Below are 13,943 nucleotides of genomic sequence, written 5' to 3' on the forward strand. Positions count from 1 at the left end.
TGAAAGATGTCGTTAACGAATCCGTTCTTTAGCCACAGCCTGTTACCGTATCAGGCGCCCCGTTTTGATTTGATTAAAACGGAACACTATCGTCCCGCCTTTGACGAAGGGATCAAGCAAAAGCGCGCGGACATCGCCGCCATAATTGCTAATAGCGCGCCCCCGGATTTTGCCAATACGGTTCTCGCCCTGGAGAAAAGTGGTGAGCTGTTAACCCGCGTCACCAGCGTCTTCTTCGCCATGACCGCGGCACATACGCATGATGAACTTCAGCGTCTCGATGAGGCGTTTTCTGCCGAGCTCGCGGAACTGGCGAATGATATCTGGTTGAACCGCGCGTTGTTTTCCCGCGTTGATTGCGTCTGGCAACAACGTGATGCGCTGGGGCTCGACGATGAATCCGTGCGTCTGATCGAGGTGACACACCAGCGTTTTGTTCTCGCCGGGGCCCAACTGAGCGATGCCGATAAAGCGCAACTCCGGGCGCTCAATACCGAAGCCGCGACGCTCACCAGCCAGTTTAACCAGCGCCTGCTGGCGGCGAATAAATCTGGCGGACTGGTAGTCGATTACGCCCATCAACTGGAGGGGCTCAGCGCGGAAGAGATCGCCAGCGCGCGACAGGCGGCGAGCGAAAAAGGGCTCGCCGAGGGATGGCTGATACCACTGCTGAATACCACGCAACAGCCGGCATTATGTGCACTGCGCGATCGCCAGACCCGGGAGAATCTGTTTAACGCCGGGTGGCGTCGTGCCGAAAAAGGCGATGACAATGACACGCGTGCGCTGATTCAGCGGCTGGTAGCCCTGCGCGCCCGCCAGGCGCAACTGCTGGGGTTTGCCGATTATGCATCGTGGAAAATCGCCGATCAGATGGCAAAAACGCCGGAGGCCGCACTGGCCTTTATGCGCGCGATCGTCCCTGCTGCGCGCCAACGGGCGCTGGGTGAACTGACCGATATCCAACAGGTAATTGACGATGAACAGGGTGGGTTTACCGCGCAGGCCTGGGACTGGTCTTTTTATGCCGGGCAGGTGCGGCGTGCGAAATATGCGTTAGATGAATCACAGCTCAAGCCGTATTTCGAACTGAATACCGTTCTGCACGAAGGGGTGTTCTGGACCGCCAACCAGCTGTTCGGCATCAAATTCATCGAGCGCTTTGATATTCCGGTCTACCATCCGGATGTGCGCGTCTGGGAAATCTTCGATCATAACGGTGTTGGGCTGGCGCTTTTTTACGGCGATTTCTTTGCCCGGGATTCGAAAAGCGGCGGTGCCTGGATGGGCAATTTCGTCGAGCAGTCGACGCTCAACGAAACCCAGCCGGTTATTTACAACGTCTGTAATTATCAGAAGCCCGCCTCAGGACAGCCCGCGCTGTTACTCTGGGATGATGTCATCACGTTGTTCCATGAGTTCGGCCATACCCTGCACGGACTGTTTGCATCACAGCGCTATGCGTCGCTGTCGGGAACCAATACGCCGCGTGATTTCGTCGAGTTTCCATCGCAAATCAATGAACACTGGGCGAGCCATCCGACGGTGTTTGACCGCTATGCCCGCCATGCGGTCACCGGCGAAAAAATGCCAGAGGCGTTACAGGACAAAATGCGTAAGGCCAGCCTGTTCAATAAGGGGTATGACATGAGCGAACTGCTGAGCGCCGCGCTGCTGGATATGGGCTGGCACCGTCTGTCTGTTGACGAACCCCCTCAGGACGTTGAAACATTTGAAAAACAACGGCTGGCGGCGGAGCAACTCGATCTTCCGGCGGTGCCGCCGCGCTATCGCAGCAGCTATTTTGCCCATATCTTTGGGGGCGGTTACGCGGCAGGCTACTATGCCTATCTGTGGACGCAAATGCTGGCGGATGACGGCTATCAGTGGTTTGTGGAGCAGGGCGGACTGAAGCGTGAGAACGGCCAGCGGTTCCGTGACGCGATTTTATCACGGGGCAACAGTGAAGATTTAGAACGCCTTTACCCGGCATGGCGGGGTAGTGAGCCACAGATCGAGCACATGCTCAAACATCGTGGCCTGGCGGGATAACACAATCGACACTTCATTATTAGCAACTTGATGTACAATGCGGGCTCCTTTTTCCGGAGTCCGTATTGTACATGTCTGTTTTCCTGCCTTTCTGCGCTGATATCCTTCAGGCGACTTTCTGCTCATGAAAGCGTCCGCGCCACTCCTTCTTTCTTCTGCTCTGCTGCTGACTGGTTGTAGCAACAGCACCTTATCGCAGTTGAATATGCCTGCCGAACAGAGTGCGCAGGCGGTGGTGGGGTACTATGCTCGCGGTATCGATCCGATGATCCACCAGTATATGCAGGAAAAGCAGGTGAGCGGAATGGTGGTTGCGGTCATTCAACATAACGGACCCGCTGAGTTCCACAGTTACGGTGTGACCGACAGCCGACATCAATATCCGATCACCCCAGACACGCTGTTTGCGCTGGGGTCGCTGAGTAAAGGGGTAACGGCCGAAATCACTACCGTGCTGGTGAATCAGGGTGTGCTGCACTGGAACGACACGCTGGCGCAGCTTCTGCCAGCAGATACGCCGCTGAGCGATGACGCCAGAAAGATTACCCTGCTGCAACTGGCGACGCATACCTCCGGCCTGCCCAGACAGCCGATGGATCTGCTGACTCTGGAAAATCTCCTGCGCTATTTCAGTTCGGGGGAGAATTTCTATACCCAACTGGATAACGATACGGTGCTGACTTCTCTTGCCGACTTCACCGCGCCCGAGGCACGCGTGCCGCACTATTCCAATATCGGTTACGCGCTGCTCGGTTTCATCGTGCAGCATCGTACCGGCGAGTCGATCCCGTCGCTGGCGAATCGTCTGATCTTCCAGCCATTACAGATGAACAACAGCAGTTTTGAGCCCATGACGCTCAACGCCTATCCGTATCGCGCATTAGGTCACGCGGGAGATCAGCCCAAGCTTATTCGACGCGGTGAACTGACGCCTGACTGGACGTTTAACCACAATATGGTCGGGGCGGCGAGTTTATACAGCAGTGCGCGCGATCTGGCGGGCTATGCGCGAGCGCATTTTGCCTCGCAAGACAACGCCGGGCTTGCCCGTGCATTTGCGGACGTCGCCAGAACCCAGTTTTATCGTCAGAAAGAAGCCGCAAATATTGCATGGGTAACCGATACGTTAGCCGATCGTCAGATCACATATCAGGTCGGATATATTGGCGGTTATTCCAGTTATATTGGCTTTGATAAAAAGAACCAGAATGCAGTGGTGGTTCTGCAAAATAGTTTTAACTGGAGTAATTATCTGGGGCACACCATTCTCAGTCAGTTAGCGCCGCGGTAAATTAAACCGCTAGTTGACGTTTTCGCTGCCAATAATTGGTGGTGGGTTACTGCCTTTACAAAACAGGCGGTTTATTGACATTAACCTGCGCTCGATATGCTACATTCCCTCCAACAAATTGATTAATGGATTAAAACAGTGACAACCGGAGGTAATATGCAGCTGTTCATGGGCAAGAAATTACAGAGAAAACGCTGGAATTCCCGTCCCGAAACGCAGGACTTACAGAATACACGCTCTGTTGAGCCGTGGTCTTCCCGTACTGCATCTTGCCAGAGTAAAAAAGAGTGGAAACGAGAAACGCCTCAATCTTAGCGCCTGCCGTTTAACATTCATTGAGAATCGGCGTGGTAAGGTGTAAGTGATCCATTGTCGCTGCCGGGAGTGGCGGGACGGTGGAAAAAGTAAAATACAAATCTATCCATGCAAGCATTCACCGTCGGTTATCCGGCGGTTTTTTTTGCCCGTCAGCCATAAAAAATGGCCCCTTGTGCAGTGATGCGACAAGGGGCCTTATCGGTTCAGGACTTTCTCCGTTCATTAGTCATCCCATTTGTGGCTGAAATACGCGGCCAGAAATCCAGAAAATAAAATAATTCCCAGAACGGCCATAAAAACGTTCATATTACCCAGCATGTTTGCCTCCATTTAATGAGTAGTGTGTTTCCTCGCTTACCTTAATTTGGTTGGTGAAAGAGATAATAGCAGCTTTAACCTAAACAAAAGCTGAATTAGGTGATTATTTAGCGATAAGCGTAAATTTCTTTCGATATTGTGAAGGAGACAGACAATACATGTGGCGAAAATGGTGGCGAAATAACGCGGCGCTGCCAAAACCAGTTTGTTCCGCGATCAATTCCACGCTGAGCGGTGAGTTTTCCAGGTAATCGCGCGCCCGTAATAAGCGTTCGTTGAGGATCCAGCGTGCAGGCGTGGTGCCGGTACAATCGGTAAAACGACGCAAAAACGTCCGCGGACTCATCCCGGCGCGTTTGGCCAGCGAGGCGGTATCGTGATTCACCGTCAGATTCTGATGCAGAAAATCAAACAACTGGCCCAGCGTCTGACTTTCACGTTGCCGGGCAACGGGGCGCAGAAGCTGCTGTGGCTGTGCGCCATCGCGATGGGGCTGCACCACCAGCCGTCGGGCAACGCTGTTGGCAACCTCAAGACCATAGTCCTCGCGGATCAGATAAAGACACAGATCGATCCCCGCTGCGCTGCCCGCCGAGGTCAGCAACAGTCCGGCATCATGGTAGAGAACGTCATCAAGCACCTCGATAGCCGGAAAACGCTGCCGGAGCGTGTCCGTGTAGCGCCAGTGAGTGGTGGCCTTGCGCCCGTCCAGCAACCCTGTCGCTGCCAGCACAAACACGCCAGAACAGATCGACAACAGACGGCAACCTCGCGCCCACGCGGCACGCAGCGCGGTACACAAGGCTTCGGGTACCGGCGCGTCGATGCCTCGCCAGCCGGGAACCACAACGATATCGGCCTCAGCCAACAGTTCCAGTCCCCCATCCACCATCAACCGCACGCCGCCGGTCGCGCGGAGTGGACCAGCATCGACCGACGCGACGGCAAAACGATACCAGTCCGCGCCCAGTTCCGGGCGCGGCAGACCAAAGACTTCGACCGCTACGCCAAACTCGAAGGTGCACAGTCCGTCATAGGCGAGTACGACCACAAGCGGGCGCGGCGATTTTGGCAGAATCCTGGTGTTTTTTGGCATGGTCGAAGGCGGTACGTCAGCTCAGAGATGGTTAAATTATTGTAAACATAATCGTCACTGAGGAGAAAGTAGAATGAGTCATGTCACTGAGTTTCCCGCCGCCGCATCCACCGTTGCGGTCAACCATTTCCTGTCGCGTCTGAGTCTGGAAACCGATTGTGCCGACGTCCATGAGAGTATGCGCAAGGGGGAACCCGATTTCGTCTTACTTCACGTGGTGGGAAAACCGGAGGCGTTTGCACGTCGTCATCTTCCCGGGGCGATTCATCTGCCGCACGCCATGATGACCGCCGAACGGATGGCGCAGTGGCCTGCGGATACGCTGTTCGTTGTTTACTGCGCCGGACCTCACTGTAACGGTGCCGACCGCGCGGCATTAACGCTCGCCAGACTGGGCATACCGGTAAAGGTCATGATTGGCGGCATCACCGGATGGGAAGATGAAGGGTTCGCGTTTTCCTGTCTTGCGGAGTGAAGATGAATTTTTTTCATAAGCCATGAATTTATCTCGTTTGCCTGTCCGACAAGGGTATGTCAATTTGGACGCATAGACATCCAGAAGTCTAAATGTTCAAATAAGAAACTATCACGTCAGGCAACCTTTGCCTGACGACGAAGGAGATCACATGCAAAGACAACAGGCCCCATTTCGCGCAGAAGTCGTAGGCAGCTTTTTACGTCCCGACGATATCAAAGTGGCTCGTCAGCAGTTTTCACGCGGCGAGTTAAGCGCACCGCAGCTGCGCGCCATTGAAGACGACGCCATTCGTCGTGTGGTCGAACAGCAGTGCGCCTGTGGTCTGCATGTAGTGACGGACGGCGAGTTCCGTCGCGCCTGGTGGCATTTTGATTTCTTCGATGGTTTGCAAGGGGTTGAACGTTATGACTCACAGCAGGGAATTCAGTTTAACGGCGTACAGACCAAAGCACATGGCGTTCGGGTCACGGGTAAACTGGCGTTCGGCGATCATCCGATGCTGGAAGATTTTCGCTATCTGAAGAGCATTAGCGGTAACGCCCAGCCGAAGATGACGATTCCCAGCCCCAGCGTGTTGCACTTTCGCGGCGGACGTAAAGATATCGATGCCACGGTCTATCCGGATCTAAAGGACTATTTTGACGATCTGGCGACCACCTGGCGCGATGCGATCCACGCTTTCTATGCTGCAGGTTGTCGCTATTTGCAACTGGATGACACGGTGTGGGCTTACCTCTGTTCCGATGCTCAGCGCCAGCAAATTCGCGAACGTGGTGACGACCCTGATGCGCTGGCGCGAATTTACGCCGATGTGATCAACCGGGCGCTGGCGGAAAAACCCGCCGACATGACGGTGGGACTGCACGTATGTCGCGGCAACTTCCGTTCAACCTGGATCTCTGAAGGCGGCTATGAACCGGTTGCGGAGATCCTGTTCGGCAGCGTCAATGTCGATGCTTTCTTCCTAGAGTACGACAACGATCGCTCTGGCGATTTTGCGCCGCTGCGTTTTATCCGTCCTGGCCATCAGCAGGTGGTTCTGGGACTGGTGACGACGAAAAATGGTGAACTGGAAAACCCGGATGGCGTAAAAGCACGCCTGCAGGAAGCGGCACAATATGTCGACCACGCGCAAATTTGTCTCAGCCCGCAGTGCGGCTTTGCCTCAACGGAAGAGGGGAATTCGCTCACGGAAGCCCAGCAGTGGAACAAAATCAAACTTATCACCGAAATAGCTCAACAGGTCTGGTAAGTTGCCTCAATAATGCACACCGCGTTGCACATAAATAATGCAACGCGGGTACATTGTGGAGCATCCCCCGCGCGAAGCCTTGCAGGCCGCGCACGCCAACGCTTTTTCCTTTCTGCCTTCGTCCTGGCATCCTTTTTGCCTTATTCCTCCTGAACTCTTTTTTGCGCCGTGTTGTTTGTCGGTAGCACCAGAACTCACAGCATTTTTATTTTCAGGAGTGAAATTATGCAGCGTCGTACCTTACTCAAAGCGTTTGCCCTCTCGGCCTCGGTGGCTGCGATGGGACTCAGTTTTAGCGTTCAGGCCGCCGATACCATTAAAGTGGGCATTATGCACTCACTGTCCGGCACGATGGCGATCTCCGAAACACCGCTGAAAGATGTGGCCCTGATGACGATTGATGAGATCAACGCCAAAGGGGGCGTATTAGGCAAAAAGCTGGAACCGGTGGTGGTTGATCCGGCTTCGAACTGGCCGCTGTTCGCCGAGAAAGCCCGACAGCTGTTGAGCCAGGATAAGGTGGCGGTAGTGTTTGGCTGCTGGACCTCCGTGTCGCGTAAGTCAGTATTGCCGGTTTTTGAGGAGCTGAACGGCCTGCTGTTCTACCCTGTACAGTACGAAGGGGAAGAGATGTCGCCGAACGTCTTCTACACTGGCGCGGCACCCAACCAGCAGGCGATCCCGGCGGTTGAATACCTGCTGAGTGAGGATGGTGGGAGCGCCAAACGCTTCTTCCTGCTGGGCACCGACTATGTTTATCCGCGCACCACCAACAAGATCCTGCGTGCGTTCCTGCATTCGAAAGGGGTTGCGGATAAAGACATCGAAGAGGTCTACACCCCGTTTGGTCACAGTGATTACCAGACCATTGTCGCCAATATCAAAAAATTCTCCGCAGGTGGCAAAACGGCTGTCGTTTCAACCATCAACGGCGATTCCAACGTCCCGTTTTATAAAGAGCTGGCAAACCAGGGCCTGAAAGCCACCGATGTTCCGGTGGTCGCGTTCTCGGTGGGTGAAGAAGAACTGCGCGGGATTGATACCAAACCGCTGGTTGGCAACCTTGCCGCCTGGAACTACTTCGAATCGGTCGATAACGCCACCAACCAGAAATTTGTTGCCGATTATCGTGCGTACGCCAAAGCCCATAAGCTGCCAAATGCTGACACCGTGGTGACAAACGATCCGATGGAAGCCACGTACGTGGGTCTGCATATGTGGGCGCAGGCCGTCGAAAAAGCCGGGACGACAGATGTCGATAAAGTCCGGGCGGCAATGGCCGGACAGTCCTTCCCGGCACCGTCGGGCTTTACGCTGACGATGGATGCCACCAACCACCATCTGCATAAACCGGTGATGATTGGCGAGATTGAAGGCAACGGTCAGTTCAACGTCGTCTGGCAGACTGAAGAACCGGTTCGCGCCCAGCCGTGGAGCCCGTTCATTGCCGGTAATGACAAGAAATCAGAACAACCAGTGAAAACCGCCAGCAACTAAAATCAACCGCTTCGGCGGGGGCAGACGGCGACATGCCCGATGGCGCAAGCTTATCGGGCCTACACCGAGCAGGGTTAAGCAGATGTAGGCCGGATAAGGCGAAAGCGTCGCAAGGTTTGTCAACGTGCTTATCCCTCCCGCAGAGGGTGACTTCTGGAGATCTTGACATGAAAGCCATGGGCTTTATTCGCGGTTTGTTGCTGGCGTTCGGGCTTCTGCCAGGGTTCGTTCAGGCCAGCGATGCCGACGCGTTTGTCGCCGCCAGCCGTACCGTCCAGGCGCAACTGCTCGAACAGTGGGCGGCAACACCTGACCCTCAGCGTTTGCCGCTGCTGACGTCGCTGAGCCGGGAGGCGCTGCTCACCGACAGCACAAAACAGGCTTTCACCCGCGAGGGAACGCAGGTTGTGCCTCTGGGAACGGCCAGTAGCCCAACGGGAACGTTAAAACCCCTACGCCTGACCAACCGACTGCGCATTCTTGTTGCCGGCGCGCTGGCGACGCATCAACTTGTTAGTGACAGTGTCACACAAAGGCTGGCGGCTACCCGTACGCTACAGCGCGACGCACAGCCGTCCATGCTGCCTTTTATCCAACAGCGCCTGGCACAGGAAACTGATGCGGAGGTGAAATCACGCCTGACCCGCGTTCTGGCTAACCTGCAACTGGCCAGTCCATCGGCGGAGATTCGCCGTCAGGCGATCATGCTGTTGGGCGACTCCAGCGATCCGGAAATGCAGGCACGCCTGCAACCGTTTACTGACAAAGCGCATGAACCGGATGCCAGCGTGCGCGCGGTGGCCAGTGACAGCCTGGCGCGTATCCAACAGCGAATGGCGATTGGCGATCTGCTTGGACAGGCGTTTATGGGGCTGTCGCTTGGATCGGTGCTGCTGCTGGCGGCGCTCGGGTTGGCGATCACCTACGGCCTGTTGGGAGTGATCAACATGGCGCACGGCGAAATGCTGATGCTCGGGGCTTACTGTACGTGGATGGTGCAACAGGCGATGGCGCAGTTTGTCCCGCAGTGGCTGGCCTTTTATCCGCTGGTTGCCTTGCCGGTTGCCTTTATGTTTACCGCAGGCGCGGGAATGATTCTGGAACGCGGGGTGATCCGCCATCTTTACGGACGTCCACTGGAAACGCTGCTGGCGACGTGGGGTATCAGTCTGATGCTGATCCAGCTTGTGCGGATGACCTTCGGGGCACAAAACCTGGAGGTGGCGAATCCGGCGTGGCTGTCGGGTGGCGTACAGGTTTACGCCAGTCTGGTGCTACCGTGGAATCGCATTGTGGTGCTGGGGTTCGCGCTTCTGGTGCTGTTCTTCACCTGGCTGCTGCTGAATAAAACGCGGCTGGGCATGCGGGTACGCGCCGTGACCCAGAACCGCAGTATGGCGGCCTGCTGCGGTGTTCCGACGGGGCGTGTGGATATGCTGGCCTTTGGTCTGGGTTCAGGTATTGCCGGACTTGGCGGCGTCGCCCTGTCGCAATTGGGTAACGTTGGTCCGGAACTGGGCCAGGGCTATATCATCGACTCCTTTCTGGTGGTGGTGCTGGGCGGCGTCGGCCAACTTGCCGGTAGCGTGGCGGCGGCGTTCGGTCTCGGCGTATTCAACAAAATCCTCGAACCGCAGATGGGTGCGGTACTCGGGAAGATTGTCATTCTGGTGTTGATCATTCTGTTTATCCAGAAGCGACCCCAGGGACTGTTTGCTCTGAAAGGGAGAGTCACCGAATAATGACCATGCCAATGGCCTTAACACTGGCGCGTAAAGCGCCGCGTATCAGTCGGGTGCTGGCGGGGATTATCCTGCTGGCGCTGATGGTGCTGCCGTTTCTTGCCTTGCTGCCCGCCGATCATCCGCTGGCGATTTCCGTGTGGACGTTGACGCTTGCCGGGAAAATTCTCTGCTATGCGGTGGTGGCGGTCGCACTGGATCTGGTCTGGGGGTATGCCGGGATGCTGTCGCTGGGACACGGGCTTTTCTTTGCGCTTGGCGGTTACGCAATGGGGATGTATCTGATGCGCCAGGCCTCCGGTGAAGGGCTGCCCGCGTTTATGTCCTTTCTCTCCTGGAGCGAGTTGCCGTGGTTCTGGTGGGGAACCCAGCATTTTGCGTGGGCAATGGCGCTGGTGGTACTGGTGCCCGGCGGACTGGCGCTGATCTTTGGCTACTTCGCTTTCCGCTCGAAGATTAAAGGCGTCTACTTTTCGATCATGACGCAGGCGCTGACCTTCGCCGGTATGTTGCTGTTCTTTCGTAATGAGACCGGTTTTGGCGGCAACAACGGGTTTACCGGTTTTACCACGCTTCTGGGGCTGTCGGTCACTGCCACCACCACCCGTATCGGACTGTTTCTGGCGACGCTAGGGTTGCTGGTACTGGCATTGTGGCTGGGGTTTGCGCTGGCGCGCAGTAAGTTTGGCCGGATCCTCACCGCCGTGCGCGACGCGGAAAACCGGCTGATGTTTTGCGGCTATGACCCGAAAGGTTTCAAATTGCTGGTCTGGACGCTCTCTGCCGTGTTGTGCGGGTTGGCAGGCGCACTGTATGTGCCGCAGGTCGGGATCATTAACCCCAGCGAAATGTCGCCCACTAACTCTATCGAAGCCGCCATCTGGGTGGCGCTCGGCGGGCGTGGCTCGCTGATCGGCCCGGTCATTGGTGCGGTGATGGTAAACGGTGCCAAAAGCCTCTTTACCGTCATCATGCCGGAATACTGGCAGCTGTTTCTGGGGCTGATCTTCATCGGCGTCACGCTGTTTTTACCCCGTGGCGTGATTGGCCTGTTTCGTAAAGGAGACAAATAATGCAGCCGGATGAAGGCCTTTTTACCCGCCAGGTTCCCGGCGATCGCTATCGCCAGCAGACGGACCCGGTGCTGCAACTGGAAAACATCAACGTCAGCTTTGACGGTTTTCAGGCATTAACCAATCTCACGCTGAATATTGGCGTTGGCGAACTGCGTTGCGTCATTGGTCCTAACGGCGCGGGGAAAACCACGCTGATGGATGTGATTACCGGGAAGACGCGTCCGCAAAGCGGAAAGGCGCTGTATGACCAGTCAACCGATCTGACCGCGTTGGATCCGATCGCCATTGCCCGTCAGGGTATTGGCCGTAAGTTTCAAAAGCCGACGGTGTTCGAAGCGCTGACGGTGGCAGAAAACCTTGAGCTGGCGATGAAAAACGATAAATCGGTGTGGGCGTCACTGCGCGCAAAGTTAAACAGCGAACAGCGCGACCGCATCGATGAGATGCTTGGCTTGCTGCGCCTGCGGACCGAAAGAGGGCGTCGCGCCGGAATGTTGTCACACGGACAGAAGCAGTTTCTCGAGATCGGTATGCTGTTGGTGCAGGAGCCGCACCTGCTATTGCTGGATGAACCCGCCGCTGGCATGACCGATGCTGAGACGGAATATACTGCAGAACTGTTTCGTACGCTGGCGGGCAAACATTCGCTGATGGTAGTGGAGCATGATATGGGCTTTGTAGAAACCATCGCCGACCACGTCACGGTGCTCCATCAGGGAAGCGTACTGGCGGAAGGCAGTCTGCGTGAGGTGCAGGCCAACGAGCAGGTGATTGACGTCTATCTTGGGCGCTAAGGAGTACAGATGCTACAGGTAAATGAACTGAATCAATATTATGGTGGCAGCCATATTCTGCGCGGCGTCACCTTTGACGCCAGCCCTGGTGAAGTGACCTGCCTGCTGGGTCGCAACGGCGTCGGTAAAACTACCTTGCTGAAATGTCTGATGGGGCTGATACCGGCGCGTAGCGGAACGGTGACCTGGCAGGAAAAGAACATCACCCATCGCAAGCCGCATCAGCGGGTACAGGCGGGCATCGCGTATGTGCCGCAGGGCCGCGAAATTTTCCCGCGACTGACGGTGGAAGAAAACCTGTTGCTGGGGCTGTCGCGCTTTTCGTCACGCGAAGCGAAAGCGGTTCCGGAAGAGATCTACACACTATTCCCGGTACTGAAAGAGATGAAACAGCGGCGCGGCGGCGATCTCTCCGGTGGTCAACAGCAGCAACTGGCGATTGGCCGCGCGCTGGCGAGTCGTCCGCAGTTATTGATCCTCGATGAACCGACGGAGGGGATTCAGCCGTCGGTGATCAAAGAGATAGGACAGGTGATCGCTCAGCTCGCCCGGCGTGGCGATATGGCGATTCTGCTGGTTGAGCAGTTCTACGACTTTGCAGCGGAACTGGCGGATAACTATTTGCTGATGTCGCGCGGTAGCATTATTCAACGCGGACGCGGCGAAAATATGGAATCGGAAGGGGTACGCGGTTTAGTGGCTATCTGACAGACGTGCAGGCCTTGGACCTGCACGACATCAGCTCAACACAACGCCGGTTGGCCCCAGGGTCTGACCCGCATGCCTTTAAGCATCAGCGCCCACGCGACAATAATCGCCACTATCAGGACGATAAACAGCGTCCAGGCGGGGAAAGAGGTCAGAATGACGCCGCTGGCCAACGGGTTAAACGCTGCACCCAACCAACCCAGCGACTGCGCGGAGAAATAACTGGCCTTCATACCCGGTGGGGCGATGTTATCGATCAACATGTATTCACCTGGTGCGTAGATCACTTCGCCAAGCGTAAAGATCGCGGCGGATACGCCCCAGAGTAGCAGGCTGTTGCCGGAGATCATGAATCCGCCGAGACCAATGACAAAACAGACGGTGCCAAAGCCCATCAGCGGACGAATGTTAGCCGGCGTCAGTCTGCGCCCCACGGCATACTGCAAGCTGACGACCACCGCGGCGTTGACGGGCAACACCACCGCCACGACTTTCTCAGCGAAATTGCCATCGGCGACGACCATCACGTACTGAGAGAGACAGGACGCAAACGCACCGGAAACAAACGAGGCCAGAAACGCCGACAGCGTAAACCAGAACAGTGCTTTATCATGCAGCAGTACCGCAGGCGACCAGGCGACGCTGTTTTCGCTATTAACGGCGGCGGCAGAACGCTTGACCAGAAACTGGATAAACACCAGCGGAAAGGCGGAGCAGAAGGCGGCGAGCCAGAAGGGTAAGTTGATGCTCTGCATCACCAGCAGCGTGCCGAGCGGCGGGCCAACGGTCCAGCCGATATTCAGTACCGTATAGTTGAGCGAAAAGATTTTTGCCTTCGCGCCGGGCGAAAGATGGTCGGCAAACCAGGCTTTCAGCACGGTGGCAAACACCGAATAAGCGCAGTTGATCAGGGCAAAAAGCAGCACCACCAGCATCACGCTATCAACCAACGGAATGGCGATAAAGCCAAAGGCAAAGGCGGAAATCGCCAGAAGCATGTAGCGCTTCTTGTCGAATTTGTCCGCCAGAATGCCAAAGCCAAGGCTAAAGACCACGCCGATGGTCAACGCAATGGTCATGGCATAGCCGATCAGATCCACGCTCAGGTCGTACTGGCGACTCAGATAAATGGTCATGAAGGGCAGCGTTGCGCCACGACCGATCGTCAGTAACAGTGAGGAGGCGAGTAAAGCAAGGGTGGATCGTCTCAGCGTTTTGTTCATTTCTCTGCCCGACAGTGCGTTTCGTTATATTTGTTTTAGATATGTAAAGAAATAACACGGCAAAAGTGTGATGTATAGCGGATAAATTGTTCTATTGT

General features: G+C 55.8%; 12 protein-coding genes. 9 read left to right on the forward strand and 3 right to left on the reverse strand.

The genetic code is table 11. The features are described from left to right. Positions 1-6 precede the first annotated feature (6 nt). Positions 7-2,052, forward strand: coding sequence for a peptidyl-dipeptidase Dcp (gene dcp / locus C2U53_RS21950; protein ID WP_104446438.1), 2,046 nt, complete (start codon positions 7-9; stop codon positions 2,050-2,052). A 124-nt stretch (positions 2,053-2,176) separates the two neighbouring features. Continuing rightward, positions 2,177-3,343, forward strand: coding sequence for a serine hydrolase (locus C2U53_RS21955; protein WP_054177041.1), 1,167 nt, complete (start codon positions 2,177-2,179; stop codon positions 3,341-3,343). A gap of 540 nt (positions 3,344-3,883) precedes the next feature. On the opposite strand, the gene mgtS is transcribed toward C2U53_RS21955, so the two are convergent. Then, positions 3,884-3,979 carry a protein MgtS gene (gene mgtS / locus C2U53_RS21960; RefSeq protein ID WP_000901367.1) on the reverse strand — a complete coding sequence of 32 codons (96 nt, stop codon included), beginning with the start codon at positions 3,977-3,979 and terminating at the stop codon, positions 3,884-3,886. A 103-nt stretch (positions 3,980-4,082) separates the two neighbouring features. Next, on the reverse strand, positions 4,083-5,075 hold the full coding sequence (gene ftrA, locus C2U53_RS21965; RefSeq protein WP_061070145.1) for a transcriptional regulator FtrA: 993 nt from the start codon (positions 5,073-5,075) through the stop codon (positions 4,083-4,085). Between the two features lie 73 nt (positions 5,076-5,148). Between ftrA and C2U53_RS21970 the strand changes: the two genes are divergently transcribed. From C2U53_RS21970 to urtE, 7 genes are all read left to right on the forward strand, one after another. Beyond that, complete coding sequence (locus tag C2U53_RS21970; RefSeq protein ID WP_044258864.1) at positions 5,149-5,550, forward strand: rhodanese-like domain-containing protein; 402 nt, start codon at positions 5,149-5,151, stop codon at positions 5,548-5,550. A gap of 151 nt (positions 5,551-5,701) precedes the next feature. Then, positions 5,702-6,805: a cobalamin-independent methionine synthase II family protein gene (locus tag C2U53_RS21975; protein WP_054177040.1), complete on the forward strand. Its 1,104-nt coding sequence runs from the start codon at positions 5,702-5,704 to the stop codon at positions 6,803-6,805. Between the two features lie 225 nt (positions 6,806-7,030). Next, positions 7,031-8,302 (forward strand): urea ABC transporter substrate-binding protein, encoded by a 1,272-nt coding sequence (urtA, locus tag C2U53_RS21980; protein WP_043000733.1) that lies wholly within the window; start codon positions 7,031-7,033, stop codon positions 8,300-8,302. Between the two features lie 167 nt (positions 8,303-8,469). Continuing rightward, entirely contained in the window at positions 8,470-10,044 is a 1,575-nt protein-coding gene (gene urtB, locus C2U53_RS21985) for an urea ABC transporter permease subunit UrtB (RefSeq protein ID WP_104446439.1), read from the forward strand. Continuing rightward, positions 10,044-11,117, forward strand: coding sequence for an urea ABC transporter permease subunit UrtC (gene urtC, locus C2U53_RS21990; protein ID WP_099434135.1), 1,074 nt, complete (start codon positions 10,044-10,046; stop codon positions 11,115-11,117). Before urtB ends, urtC begins: the two co-directional genes overlap by 1 nt. Continuing rightward, on the forward strand, positions 11,117-11,914 hold the full coding sequence (urtD, locus tag C2U53_RS21995) for an urea ABC transporter ATP-binding protein UrtD (protein ID WP_044268069.1): 798 nt from the start codon (positions 11,117-11,119) through the stop codon (positions 11,912-11,914). The genes urtC and urtD overlap by 1 nt, the downstream gene beginning before the upstream one ends. Positions 11,915-11,923: 9 nt before the next feature. After that, positions 11,924-12,622, forward strand: a complete 699-nt coding sequence (urtE, locus tag C2U53_RS22000; protein ID WP_043000729.1) for an urea ABC transporter ATP-binding subunit UrtE — start codon at positions 11,924-11,926, stop codon at positions 12,620-12,622. A gap of 35 nt (positions 12,623-12,657) precedes the next feature. On the opposite strand, the gene ydeE is transcribed toward urtE, so the two are convergent. Next, positions 12,658-13,845, reverse strand: a complete 1,188-nt coding sequence (gene ydeE, locus C2U53_RS22005) for an efflux MFS transporter YdeE (RefSeq protein WP_104446440.1) — start codon at positions 13,843-13,845, stop codon at positions 12,658-12,660. Positions 13,846-13,943 lie beyond the last annotated feature (98 nt).

Source organism: Citrobacter sp. CFNIH10 (assembly GCF_002934585.1).
GTDB classification, from domain to species: domain Bacteria; phylum Pseudomonadota; class Gammaproteobacteria; order Enterobacterales; family Enterobacteriaceae; genus Citrobacter_A; species Citrobacter_A amalonaticus.